Raw genomic sequence first — 12,553 nt, forward strand, 5'->3', positions numbered from 1 at the left:
TACCTTCGGTGTGCGTGGTCGGGACGGCGGTCTTCTCGTCAAGCGGCACCGGTCTCGACCCCCTTTCGCCATCGGATGAACGGGTTGGCAAGCCAGCGGACGCCGCGGTCCATCAGCGCGCCGAGCACGCCGATGGCGACCATGCCCGCGAGGACGGTGGCCGGGTCGTTGCTCTGCTGGCCGGAGAGGATCACGTAGCCGAGGCCGGAGCGGCCGACGATGAGTTCGGCGCCCATCAGCGCCATCCAGCCGTTGCCGACGCCGATGCGCAGTCCGGCGAGCGCGGTCGGCAGGCTCGTCGGCACCACGGTCGTGACCAATGTGGACACCCGGCCCGCGCCGAGCACTCTGCTGGCCTTGACCACGTAGTCGTCCACCGAGCGCACACCCAGCTCCGCGTTGAGCACGCACGGCGGCAGCACCGCGACGAACACGACGAACGCCTGCGCGGTGAACCCCGGCCCGAACCAGAGGATGGCCAGCGGGATCCACGCGAACGGCGGGATGTAGCGGAGTACCTCGAACGCGGGCAGCAGCGCGGACCGGAAGCCCGGCCACCACGCGAACGCGAACCCGAGCAGGAGGCCGAGCGCCGCGGCGACCACGAAGCCGGCGCCCCAGCGTTCGAGGGAGGCGAGTGCGTGGCCCGGCAGGGTGAGTCCGGCGAGCGGGTCGTGAAGAAGGGCGACGAGCCGTTCGAGGACCGCGAACGGTGAGGCCAGCACACCGTCCTCGGACAGGTCGAACAGGTCCGCCGCGATCCACCAGACGGCGACGAGGGTGAGGACGCCGCTGCTCGCGAGCCCGAGCGTGCCGAGGGAGCGGCGGGTCCGGCGTGGTCGTGTCGTGGCCACGGGGCGCTGCGCTGTGGTGGTCATGCCGCGCTCTCCCGCCAGCCCGACAGCCGCTTTTCCACCAGCCGCAGTCCTTCGGAGAACACGACACCGAGCAGCCCGATCAGCAGCATCGCCACGAGCATGATGTCCGGGTCCAAAGTGGAGCGTGCGTTGAGCGCGACGAATCCGAGCCCCGCGGTGGCGCCGAGGAGTTCGGCGGCGACCACGGTCATCCACGCGTTGCCGAGCGCGATGCGGGCGCCGCCGACGAGTGTGGGCACCGCGGCGGGCAGCACCACCTCGACGAGGGTGCGCCTGCCCGGTGCGCCCAGCGACCGGCTCGCCTTGGCCAGCAGCTTGTCCACCCCGGCGACCGCCTCGTAGGAGTTGAGCACCCACGGCACGATCGCCGAGATGGTCACGACGAAGACCCGCGCCTCGGTACCCAGTCCGAACCAGAGGATGGCGAGCGGGATCCACGCGATCGGCGGGATCGGCCGGATCAGCTCGAAGATCGGCGAGACGACCGTGCGCACCCGCCGCGACCACCCCATGGCCACGCCGAGCGGCAGCCCGATCAGTCCGGCGACGAACCAGCCGATGGCGACGATCCGCAGGCTGGCGAACAGGTGGCCGATGAGCGTCGCACCCTGATAGTCACGCTGAGTGAATTCCACGAGACGTTCTATGACGGCCACGGGAGAGGGCAGGAACAGCGGGGAGACGAGCCCGAGGCCGTCCGTGCAGACGTACCAAACCCCGGTCAGCGCGACCGTGCTGGCCGCTCCGATCCAGGTGGCACGCACTCGTCGCCTTCGGCGCGAACGGCGCCACTCGACGTTGGTCATGCCTCTCCTTCCACGACGACGTGGTCTCTCCGCACATGGTCGCTCAACGGTCGTGATCTCACAGAGTAACCATCGGGAGGTGGTGGAAGCCTCACCTTTGTGCTGACAATAGTCAAGACTTTATGCTGACAAAGCCAGCTCACGGCGCGACGATGCGCGGAGCGGCGCTGTGACTGGAGGGGTGTGTGGCCGAACCGACGGAACTCCTGGTCGCCCTGGACCGCGAAGCCAACGAGCCGCTCTACGCGCAGATCGCGAACCAGGTCGAGGTGCGCATCCGCAACGGCGAGCTCATAGCCGGTGCGCAGCTGGAGAACGAGCTGGACATGAGCAAGCGGCTGGGGGTCTCCCGGCCGACCCTGCGGCGTGCGTTCGCGGAACTGGTGGCCCGCGGGCTCGTGGCGCGCAGGCCGAGCATCGGGACGGTCGTCCTGCCGACCCCGATCGACCGGCCGCTGACGATCGAGAGCCTCTACGACGACCTGGCGCGGGAGGGCCGCGACCCGACCACACGGGTGCTCACGGTCGACCACGGCCCGTGTCCACCCGAGCTGGCCGCTCGGCTCGGCCGCGATCTCGGCACCATGGTGCGGATCGAGCGGGTGCGCTGCGCCGATGGCCGCCCCCTCGCCGTGCTGCGCAACTGGTTGCCGATCGGCGGGCCGGAGCTGACCGCGGACCGGCTGCGACGTGAGGGGCTGTACCGGATCCTGCGCAGTCAGGGCGTCCACCCGCACCTCGTCGACCAGGTGATCACGTGCCGGTCGGCGGAACCCGCCGAGGCGGAGCTGCTGGAGGTGCCGCGTCGCAGTCCGGTGCCGATGGTGCGGCGCACGGTCTTCGACCGGGCGGGCAACTTCGTCGAGTACGGTTCGCACGTCTACCGGGCCGACCGGTACTCGTTTCACGTCATGCTCGTCGAGCGGCCGTCCTCCGCCCGCGGCCGTCCGGCGGTGGCGGTGCGGAGAGACTGAGGCTCACCGTGCCAGCGCGACGGACAGCAGGCGCGCCGCGGGCCCGGTGAGCCTGCGCCCGCCCGGCCACACCGCGCGCAGCGTCCGGTGCAGTCCTACGCCGGTGACCGGCACCGACGCCAGCCTGCGGGCGGTGAGGTCGCCCGCGATCGCCAGCTCGCTCATCACCGCGGGCCCGGCGCCGGCCAGCACCGCACTGCGCACCGCCGCCGCGGAACCCAGCTCCAGGGCGGGACGTGCCGCCGTCACGCCCGCGTGGGCAAGCGCGGCGTCGACCGTGTCCCGTGTGCCGGAGCCGGACTCGCGGGTCACCAGCGGGACAGCGGCCAGGTCCTCCGGCCGCAGTGGTGTGGCGCGGCCGGCCCACGGGTGAGTGGGCGGCACGACCACGACCAGCCTGTCGGTCGCGACCCTGCGGTGCGCGAGCCCCGCAGGCTCGCCGGGGGACTCGATGAACCCGAGGTCGATCCCTTCCTGGCGCACCAGGTCCACGACCTGTGCCGAGTTCGCGACCTGAAGTCCGACGTGGAGAGACGGCGACCCCTGGCGCAGCGCGCCGATCCAGCGTGGCACCAGGTGCTCGGCGAGCGTCATGCTCGCACCGACGCGCAGGTGCGCCTCGTGCCGCTCCCGCAGCGCGGAGACGTTGGCGCGCAACGCGTCCAGCTCGTCCAGCACGCGGGTGGCCCAGCCGGTCACCGCGGTCCCGTCGTCGGTGAGCCGGGTGCCCCGGTGGTCGCGGGTCAGCATCGGCACACCGAGCGACCGCTCCAGTGCCGCCAGCCGCGCACTGGCCGACGGCTGGGTGATGCCGGTGGCGGTCGCGGCGCGGCCGATGCTGCCCAGTTCGCCGACGAGCACGAGCAACCGCAGCGCGTTGACGTCCACGCGCCCGCTCATAGCCACTGTCTATGACCTCCCAGGTCTTTGCCCGCTACCGGGAACCGCGCTGTCCACACAGGATCGGAGGATGACGAGACCGGACTTCCGCACCGCCGTGCCCGTGCTCACCGCGGTGGGCGTGACGGCGGGCGCGGTCGCACTGTCCTTCGCCGTCAACCTCGCGCTACCGGTGGTGAGCGCCCTCACCGCCGCGGTCGTGCTCGGTGTGCTCGCGGGTTCCACGCCGGTGCTGCCCGCCGCCAGCCGCCCGGTCATCGCCCGGTTCACCAAGAAGATGCTGCGGATCGGGGTGGTGCTGCTGGGCCTGCAGCTCGCTCTGCCCGCCGTGCTCGACCTCGGCGCCGGGGTGATCGTCGCGGTGATCCTCGTTGTCGCCGTCACGTTCCTCGCCACCGTGTGGCTCGGCAGGCTGCTGGGGTTGTCGCGCGGCCTGTCCTTGTTGGTGGGCACGGGTTTCTCGATCTGCGGTGCGTCCGCGGTGGCCGCCATGGAGGACGTCGTGGAACGGGACGACTCCGACGTCGCGACCGCTGTGGCGCTGGTGACCCTGTACGGCGGGCTCGCCATCGCCGCTGTACCGCTGATCGGCGGCCGGCTCGGGCAGACGCCCCGGGAGACCGGTGCGTGGTCCGGTCTCGCCGTGCACGAGGTGGCGCAGGTCGTCGCGGCCGCGACCCCGGCCGGTGCCGCCGCCGTGACCCTCGCCGTCGTCGTGAAGCTCAGCAGGGTCGTGCTGCTGGCGCCGATGGTGGCGCTGGTGAGCGTGCACGAGCGGCGCCGCACGGCGAGGACCGGCGACGGGTCACGGCCGCCGCTGGTGCCGCTGTTCGTGCTGGGTTTCCTCGCGGCGGCCGTCGTCCGCAGCATGGACGTGCTGCCGACCGTGGCGCTGGACGTCGCGAAGGTCGCGTGCACCCTGCTGCTCGCCGGCGCTCTGTTCGGCCTTGGCTGCGGGGTGCGGCTCGGCAGCCTGGTGCGCACGGGCGGCCGGGCGTTGCTGCTGGGACTGCTCTCCACGCTCGTGATCGGGACGACCTCGTTCATCGCGCTCGCCGTGCTGGGTTGAGCTTCGCCGCCTGGACCGCGCTGACCAGCGCCATCACCTCGATGTCGCGCTGGGAGCAGCCGCGGGACAGGTCGTTCAGCGGTGCCGCGAGCCCCTGGAGGATCGGGCCGAGCGCGGTGGCGCCGCCCAGCCGCTCCGCGATCTTGTAGCCGATGTTGCCCGCCTCCAGGTTGGGGAACACCAGCACGTTCGCCCGGCCCGCGACCAGCGAGCCGGGCGCCTTCGCCGCGCCGATCGAGTCCACCAGCGCCGCGTCGAGCTGCAGTTCGCCGTCCACCGGCAGCTCCGGCGCCCGCGCACGTACCAGCGCGGTCGCCTCCCGCACGAGGTCGACGCGTGCGTGCCGGGCGCTGCCCTGCGTGCTGAACGACAACATCGCGACGACCGGCTCGTCGCCGGTGAGGCTCCGGTGCGTCGTGGCCGCGGCGAGCGCGATGTCGGCGAGCTGGGCGGCGTCCGGTTCGGGCACCACGGCGCAGTCGGAGAACGTGAGCCGCCGCCCGTCGGGCAGCAGCATGAGGAAGCAACTGCTCAGCGTGCGCACGTCCGGGGCGAGCCCGACGACCCGCAGCCCGGCGCGCAGGACGTCGGCGGTCGGCCGGGTCGCGCCCGCGACGCACGCGTCCACGGCCCCGGCCCGCAGCAGTGCCGCCGCGACGAACGTCGGGTCGGCCATGGCGGTGGTGCGGTCGGCGGGTCCGCGCGCGAACGCGGTCTCGATGGCGGCGGCGGTCGCCGGGTCGGCGACCGCACACACGTCGAGGATGGTCTCCTCCGCCAGCTCGATCCGGGCGGCGGAGGCGGCGCGCCGGATGTCGTCCGGCACGCCGACCAGCCTCGGCGCGATCACCCCGTCGGCCAGCAACGCGGCCGCGGCGGCGAGCACGCGTTCGTCGGTGGCGTCGGGCAGGGCGACGGTCGCCCGCCCGCCCCGCAGCGCCGTCCGCCACTGCGCGACGCTCGCCGCGTCGCGTTCGGTACTCGTCATCACACGTAGTCGCGGTACTTGTCCAGGAACCGGACGGGCTTGCTCAGCGCGTCGCGACGGAACGGGTCGCCGAGCTCGCGGGTGCACATGATCTCCAGGACCGTGGTGCGGCCCTGCTTCATCTGTGCGTCGACCGCCGCCGACAGGGCGGGGCCGACCTCGTCGAGCTTCTCGACGACGATCCCGTCCGCGCCCATCGACCGCCCGATCCCGGCGAAGCTGGGGTTGTCCAGCTCACCGGCGACGAACCGGCGGTTGTAGAAGTCCACCTGGTTCTTCTTCTCCGCGCCCCACTGGCGGTTGTGGAACACCACGGCGGTCACCGGGATGTCGTGGCGCACCGCGGTGAGGATCTCGCCCATGCTCATCGCCCACGCCCCGTCGCCCGCATAGGAGATCGCGGGCCGGTGCGGCGCCGCGGTCTTGGCGCCGATGATCGTCGGCAGCGCGTAGCCGCAGTTGCCGAAGCTCATCGGGGCGAGGAACGACCTCGGTTCCTCGAACCGCAGGTAACTGTTGGCGACCGAGTTGATGTTGCCGATGTCGGTGGACACCATGACGTGTGCCGGCATCGCCTTCTCCAGCTCCCGCAGCACCTGCCGCGGGTGCAGCCAGTTGCCCTGTTCCTGCTCGGCCTCGGCGATCACGTCCAGGCTGTAGTCGTCGCGCTCGTGGGTCCACTCGGACAGCTCGGTCTCCCACGCCTCCTTCGCGGCCGCGGTGCGCCGGGCGCGGTCCGCGCGGGTGGCGTCGCAGGACAGCGTGCGACCGGCGAGCCGGTCGGTCAACGCCTCGGCGGCCAGGCGCGCGTCACCGCAGATCCCGACGTCGATCTTCTTGACCAGCCCCAGCATGCGGTGGTCGGCGTCGATCTGGATGATTTTCGCGTCCTTCGGCCAGTAGTCCATGCCGTGCTGGGGGAGCGTGCCGAACGGGCCGAGCCGCGAGCCGAGCGCCACCACCACGTCGGCCTGCGAGATCAGCGTCATCGCGGCCTTCGATCCCTGGTAGCCCAGCGGGCCGCACCACAGGGGGTGGCTCGCCGGGAACGAGTCGTTGTGCAGGTAGCTGTTCACCACCGGCGCGCCCAGCCGTTCCGCGAGCGCCACGCACTCCGCGACGCCCTCGGCCATCACGACCCCACCGCCCGCGACGATCACCGGGAACTCCGCACGGGACAACAGGTCCGCGGCCGCGTCGAGGCTCGCGGCACCACCGGCGCCGCGGTCCAGCCGCTGCGGGACCGGGATCTCCGCCTCGATCTCGCCGTAGAAGAAGTCGCGCGGGATGTTGACCTGGGTCGGGCCGATCTCGGACATCGCCCGGTCGAACGCCCGTCCGGTCAGCTCCGCCATCCGCTTCGGGTTGTTGACGTGCGCCTGGTACTTGGTGAACTCCTGGAACATCGGCAGCTGGTTGGCCTCCTGGAAGCCACCGAGCCCCATGCCCATGGTTCCCGCCTCCGGGGTCACGATCACGACGGGGCTGTGCGCCCAGTAGGCGGCGGCGACCGCCGTGACGCAGTTGCTGATACCCGGCCCGTTCTGCCCGATCACGACCCCGTGTCGGCCGCTCGCGCGGGCGTACCCGTCGGCCATGTGAGCGGCACCCTGCTCGTGCACGACGGGGATCAGACGGATGCCCGCCGGCGCGAAGATGTCCATCGCGTCCATGAACGCCGAGCCCATGATCCCGAAGATGTCGGTGACGCCGTTGGCGACCAGGGTCTCGACGAACGCCTCGGACGGGGTCATCGTGCTCGGTCCGGCGACGACCGTCCGGCCGTCGGCGGTCTTCCGCTCGCCCATCTCCACACTCCTCGCATGTCGAAAAATGAGACGTCCGGTTCGTGAAAACGGGACGACGGGGCAACCGTACAACACGACTTCACGAAAACCGAGACGTGCTGTGCTAGTTTTTGGGACATGGACCTGCTTGGTGCGCCCGATGCCGGGGTGAACGGCGACACGCCGGCCCTGCGGCTGTTCTCCCTGGTGGAGCTGATCTCCACCAAGGACTCGCCGGTCACGCTGCAGGGTCTCGTGGAGGAGACCGGGCTGCCCAAGCCGACGCTGCACCGCATGCTCCAGCAACTGGAGGCCGCCGAACTGCTGTACCGGCTGGGTGACGGCCGCCACTACTGCACCGGTGTGCGGCTGCGGCGCATGGCCGAGAACCTGCTCCTGCACTCCACCCAGCACGGCGCGCGGCACGCGATCCTGCGCAACCTGGTCGACGAACTGGGGGAGAGCTGCAACATCACCGCGCTCTCGAACAACGAGATCGTCTACCTCGACCGCGTCGAGACCCCCGAGCCCCTGCGGTTCTACCTGCGGCCCGGTTCGCGGGTCCCGGTGCACTGCTCGGCCAGCGGCAAGATCATCCTCGCGCAGCTCGCCGGCGCGCAGCGGCGGAAGCTGCTCGGTTCGGCTCCGCTGCGCCGGTACACACCCAGCACGATCACCGAGGTCGATGCCTACGAGAGCGAGTTGGCGACCGTCCGCCGCCTTGGCTACGCGACCGACAACGAGGAGTTCCTGTCCGGCCTGGTGTGCGTCGCCGTGCTCGTACCGGCCGGGACCGGCTGGTCGAACCTCGCGGTGGCCGTGCAGGCACCCGTCATGCGGCTGACCGTCGACCGCGCCGAGGAGATGCTCGGCCCGCTCCGCGCTGCCGCCGCCGCACTCGCGAAGCTGGAGTCGACCGTGTCGGCACAGACCCCCGTCCCGTCGTGATCGAGTTCCCCGTCCGGGCGTTCGGCATCGACTCCGACGCGCACGTGCCCGCCTTCGCCGAGCCCACCGAACACGTACCGGAGCCCGACCCCGCGTACCGCTTCCAGCCGGAGGTGACATCCGCGCTGCTCGCCGGCTTCGCGACCGGCCGACGGGTGCTGGTGCGCGGCGAGCACGGCACCGGCAAGTCCAGCCACGTCGAGCAGGTGGCAGCCCGGCTGAACTGGCCGTGCCTACGGGTCAACCTCGACGGGCAGCTCTCCCGGCTCGACCTGCTCGGTCGCGACATGGTGGTGCTGCGCGACGGCAAGCAGGTCACCGAGTTCCAGGAGGGCGTCCTGCCGTGGGCGCTGCGCAGGCCGATGGCGCTGGTGCTCGACGAGTACGACGCCGGCCGTCCTGACGTGATGTTCGTGCTGCAGCGACTGCTCGAACGCGATGGGCGGTTCACCTCGCTGGACCGCAACGAGGTGATCACCCCCCACCCGGCGTTCCGGATGTTCGCCACCGCCAACACCGCGGGGCTGGGCAACCGGGGCGGTATCTACCACGGCGTACAGCGGCTCAACCACGCGCAGCTGGACCGCTGGGACGTCGTGGCCCGCCTCGACTACCTGCCCCCGGCGGAGGAGGTCGCCATCGTCGCCGCCAGGGTGCCGGACCTGGCGGACCGCGAGGAGTTGCTCGACGCGATGGTCGCGTTGGCGGGCCTCACCAGGACGGGCTTCGCCGCCGGGGACCTGTCCACGCTGATGTCGCCGCGCACGGTCATCGCATGGGCGGAGAACACCCACCTGTTCGGTGACGTCGCGCTCGCGTTCCGGCTGTCGTTCGCGAACCGCTGCGACGACGCGGAGCTGGCCGTGCTCGGGGAGTACTTCCAGCGCTGCTTCGGCAGGGAACCCACCGACCTGCTCACCCGCCCGGCCTGACCGTGTCCCGTGACCTGGCCGCCGCCGCGGTCCGTGCCCTGTCCGGGTACCCCGACGTCCGGTTGCGCGGGGGATGGCCGTACCGGGCGGGCCGCCCGGTACCCGTGTCCGCACCTCACCTGCACGCGCCGCCGGACCGCGACGACGCGTGTGCCCGCGGCGCGGCGGACGGCAAAGCCCTGCGGCTCAGGCACTCCGACCCGGCACTGCACGCGGTGCTGTGCCCGGCTGACCCCGTACGGCGCCTGGTCTTCGAGCAACTCGAACAGTTCCGCGTCGAGTCGCACGCCACGCTGCCCGGTGTGGTGGCGAACCTGCGGCACCGCTTCCACGCGTGGTCACTCGCGGTGCGCGCCGAATCGGAGACGGCCGTCCTGCTGTTCGGCGTGGCCCAGATGTGCCGGGCGCGGATCACCGGCGACCCTGTGCTCGACGAGGTCGAGGGCGTCGTCGAGTCGGTCCGCTTCGCCCTCGCGCCTGCCATCGGCGACGCGCTGCTCCGGCTGCGCCGCGACCGCGACGACCAGGCGGCGTTCGCCCGGCACGCGCTCGCCGTCGCCGACGTCGTGGCGGCACTGGTGCCCGATCGGGACCTGGACGGCACACCAGTGGACACCGCGGAGGGCGAGGAATCCCTGACGTTGGTGACCGGTGGCGGCGATGGCGGTGGTGCGCCGCCGGTGGTGGCGGGCGCGGCCACGCGGTCCGATGTGGACTATCACGTCTTCACCGCCGCCTACGACCGCTGCGACGACGCGGCGGCTCTCGTTCGGCCCGCCAAGGCCCGGGAACTGCGGGCACGCCTCGACCGCCTGATCGCGGCACGAGGCGTCAACCTGGCCCGGCTCACCGCCGAGTTGGCGCGAGTGCTGGCGCGGCAGGCCCACGACGGCTGGGACCACGGTCTGGACCAGGGCCGGATCGACGGCCGGGCACTCGCACGGCTGGTGACCTCTCCAGGCGAGCGCGGGCTCTTCCGCGCGGAGCGCCCAGCACCCGCCGTGCCGGTCCTGGTGACGCTGCTCGTCGACTGCTCCGGTTCGATGGGCGAGCATGCGGAACCGGTCGCGGTGCTGGTCGACGTGCTGGCCCGGGCCTTGGAACGGGCGGGGGCCGACTGCGAGGTCCTCGGCTTCACCACCGCTGCCTGGCACGGCGGCAGGGCCCGCCGCGACTGGCTGCGCGCGGGCAGGCCGCCGCACCCCGGGCGGCTGGCCGAGGTGCGGCACGTGGTGTTCAAGGCCGCCGACACCCCATGGCAACGCGCGCGCCCCGCGCTGGCCGTGCTGCTGCACCGGGAACTGTTCCGCGAAGGCGTCGACGGTGAGGCGGTGCGCTGGGCCGCCGAGCGGGCGCTGGCCCGATCCACCGAGCGACGCCTGCTGCTGGTCGTCTCGGACGGCGGCCCCAACGAGCGCGCCACCGTGCTGGCCAACGACCAGCACTACCTGGACCACCACCTCGTCGCCGTGGTGTCCGATGTGGAACACGCGGGCGTGCGGGTGCGCGCTGTGGGTCTCGGCCACGATCTCAGCGCCTACTACCCACACACCCACCAACACGACACGACGTCCACCGGCCATGGCAGCCTCGCGAGCGTGCTGGATGCGCTGTCGTCGCCGTGACGCGGCCGAACTGTCGCCGGTAACGCTGCCGCGCGTGGCGCCGACCGCCGCGAAGTCGTGAGCCGGGAGACGCGGGTATCGGCGACTCGGGCAGCCCCGGTCGCGACCAGGGTCCCGGGGTGACGGTGATGTCTGTATTCCGCCGGTGTTGGGGATTGCCGCTTTCCTACGATCGGTCGCGTGAGTGCTGATCCTGTCGTCAGGACCCCGATCGCCGCACAACTGCGCGGTTCCGTGGTGTGGTTCATGTCGCTCGCGGCCGCGCTGGGCACGTCCACGATCTATCCGCTGCAGCCCGCGATCGCGGCCGTCGATCGCCGCTGTCGGAGTCGCGCTTGCGTGCGGACCAGCCGGATACCTGGTCGGAATCGGCCTTCTTGTTCCCCTGGTCGACCGTTTCTCCCCGGGGCGGGTACTCGCGGTTCAGTTCGGGGTCCTGGCGATCGCGTTGGCGTCGAGTGCCGCTGTGTCCGGTGTGTTGGTGCTGGGGCTGGTGATCGGCGTGATCGGAGCCTGTTCGGCCGTGGGTGCGGGCCTCAGTTCGGTAGCGGGTCGGCTTGCCGCCGAGCGTCACCGCGCGACGATCCTGGGGATCGTGACCGCCGGGATCTCCGCCGGGATTCTTGCCGGCAGGATCGTTGGCGGTTGGCTCGCTGACGAGATCGGCTGGCATGGCACGGTTCTCGTGCTCCCCGCCACGCGGGGCGGCACTGAGCACGGCTACCTTGCCACCCTGCGACACAGGTCGCCGGTACCTGGACCGATCGAGTGGGCGCCCGGCGCGTCATCCTGGTGGGCTTGGTATTGGCGGGGACCGCCGCGGCTGTCGTCGGCTTCACGCTCGCGAACACGGTCGTGACCCTCGTTTGTCTGGCTCTCTTCGACGCGGGTCTCCGTCCGCCACCTCCCGGATGACTGGCCGGCCAGACCAGCACAGAAAGCCTTCCACGACATCGAAGGTGTCCTGGCGACCCCGGCAGCGGATCTCGCGAGCCAACTGCTCGACACCCGGCCCGTGGAGTAGCCGGTCGCGCGCATCCGCCACTCGCCGAACAACCGGTGGGTGCGGCGGCCGGTGTCGGGACCTCCGGTCCGTACATACCCGTCTCGGGCCCTGCGCCACCCCCGGCGCCATCGCGCCGCCAGTTGTCCGGTTGTGCTGTGGGTGGGTGTCTCCACGGTTGCCTTCCAGGGCAACTGTCGTGTGGGTGTTGTTCGTAGTGTGTTGGTCATCATCAGTCGGCCGGCTGGCGGAGCCCGCGTCGTTGGAGGGATGAGAGTCGATGGACTACGCCGTGACCGAGATGCTCGAGCATTTGCAGGGTCGGTTGATTGGTTCGAGCGAGTTTTTCGAGGCGGTGCAGGCGGATTGCGACGTGCATCGCGGCGATCTCGACGGATTTCGGTCGGCGTTGTCGGGCAGGGGGTTTGGTGACGCCGCCGAGGTGTTGATCGAGTACCTGGACGACCACGGCGGGCTTGAGCTGACTGCCAAGATCGCCGAGGAGCGTCCGGACGAACTGGCCGTTGCCTACCAGCAGTTGGGTGCGGCCGGGGGAGACGGTGCCGGTTCGGACGGTGAGCCGGGGGATGTGTTGTGGGCGGCGGCGGTTGAGCGGTTTGGTTCGGCCTGGGTGTCGTGGGAC

The 12,553-nt window shown here is 71.5% G+C and carries 12 protein-coding genes; 7 read left to right on the forward strand and 5 right to left on the reverse strand.

What is annotated here, in order from left to right; translation table 11 throughout:
• Positions 1-38 precede the first annotated feature (38 nt).
• Positions 39-878, reverse strand: a complete 840-nt coding sequence (locus ACIBVP_RS00325) for an ABC transporter permease (protein ID WP_396103745.1) — start codon at positions 876-878, stop codon at positions 39-41.
• Complete coding sequence (locus tag ACIBVP_RS00330) at positions 875-1,684, reverse strand: ABC transporter permease (protein ID WP_396103746.1); 810 nt, start codon at positions 1,682-1,684, stop codon at positions 875-877. Before ACIBVP_RS00330 ends, ACIBVP_RS00325 begins: the two co-directional genes overlap by 4 nt.
• Positions 1,685-1,869: 185 nt before the next feature.
• On the opposite strand from ACIBVP_RS00330, the gene ACIBVP_RS00335 reads away from it, so the two are divergent.
• The gene (locus tag ACIBVP_RS00335) at positions 1,870-2,658 is read left to right on the forward strand and encodes a GntR family transcriptional regulator (RefSeq protein WP_396103747.1); all 789 of its coding nucleotides are present in this window, start codon (positions 1,870-1,872) and stop codon (positions 2,656-2,658) included.
• A gap of 3 nt (positions 2,659-2,661) precedes the next feature.
• Here ACIBVP_RS00335 and ACIBVP_RS00340 read toward each other — a convergent pair whose 3' ends face one another.
• Positions 2,662-3,558, reverse strand: a complete 897-nt coding sequence (locus tag ACIBVP_RS00340; protein WP_396103748.1) for a LysR family transcriptional regulator — start codon at positions 3,556-3,558, stop codon at positions 2,662-2,664.
• A 70-nt stretch (positions 3,559-3,628) separates the two neighbouring features.
• On the opposite strand from ACIBVP_RS00340, the gene ACIBVP_RS00345 reads away from it, so the two are divergent.
• Complete coding sequence (locus ACIBVP_RS00345) at positions 3,629-4,627, forward strand: YeiH family protein (protein WP_396103749.1); 999 nt, start codon at positions 3,629-3,631, stop codon at positions 4,625-4,627.
• On the opposite strand, the gene ACIBVP_RS00350 is transcribed toward ACIBVP_RS00345, so the two are convergent.
• Together ACIBVP_RS00350 and xsc are read right to left on the reverse strand one after the other, a co-directional pair.
• Positions 4,602-5,615: a phosphotransacetylase gene (locus ACIBVP_RS00350; protein ID WP_396103750.1), complete on the reverse strand. Its 1,014-nt coding sequence runs from the start codon at positions 5,613-5,615 to the stop codon at positions 4,602-4,604. The genes ACIBVP_RS00345 and ACIBVP_RS00350 overlap by 26 nt on opposite strands.
• The gene (xsc, locus tag ACIBVP_RS00355) at positions 5,615-7,423 is read right to left on the reverse strand and encodes a sulfoacetaldehyde acetyltransferase (protein WP_396103751.1); all 1,809 of its coding nucleotides are present in this window, start codon (positions 7,421-7,423) and stop codon (positions 5,615-5,617) included. Before xsc ends, ACIBVP_RS00350 begins: the two co-directional genes overlap by 1 nt.
• Positions 7,424-7,540: 117 nt before the next feature.
• Between xsc and ACIBVP_RS00360 the strand changes: the two genes are divergently transcribed.
• The 5 genes from ACIBVP_RS00360 to ACIBVP_RS00380 all read left to right on the forward strand — a co-directional run.
• Positions 7,541-8,350: an IclR family transcriptional regulator gene (locus ACIBVP_RS00360; RefSeq protein ID WP_396103752.1), complete on the forward strand. Its 810-nt coding sequence runs from the start codon at positions 7,541-7,543 to the stop codon at positions 8,348-8,350.
• The gene (locus ACIBVP_RS00365; RefSeq protein ID WP_396103753.1) at positions 8,347-9,282 is read left to right on the forward strand and encodes an AAA family ATPase; all 936 of its coding nucleotides are present in this window, start codon (positions 8,347-8,349) and stop codon (positions 9,280-9,282) included. Before ACIBVP_RS00360 ends, ACIBVP_RS00365 begins: the two co-directional genes overlap by 4 nt.
• Positions 9,283-9,284: 2 nt before the next feature.
• Positions 9,285-10,907, forward strand: a complete 1,623-nt coding sequence (locus ACIBVP_RS00370; RefSeq protein WP_396103754.1) for a cobalt chelatase — start codon at positions 9,285-9,287, stop codon at positions 10,905-10,907.
• A 184-nt stretch (positions 10,908-11,091) separates the two neighbouring features.
• Positions 11,092-11,766 (forward strand): MFS transporter, encoded by a 675-nt coding sequence (locus tag ACIBVP_RS00375; protein WP_396103755.1) that lies wholly within the window; start codon positions 11,092-11,094, stop codon positions 11,764-11,766.
• Positions 11,767-12,190: 424 nt separating this feature from the next.
• A partial coding sequence (locus ACIBVP_RS00380) for a hypothetical protein (protein WP_396103756.1) occupies positions 12,191-12,553 on the forward strand: 363 nt, incomplete at its 3' end.

Origin of the sequence: Actinophytocola sp. NPDC049390 (assembly GCF_044466355.1) — a bacterium.
Taxonomy (GTDB): domain Bacteria; phylum Actinomycetota; class Actinomycetes; order Mycobacteriales; family Pseudonocardiaceae; genus Actinophytocola.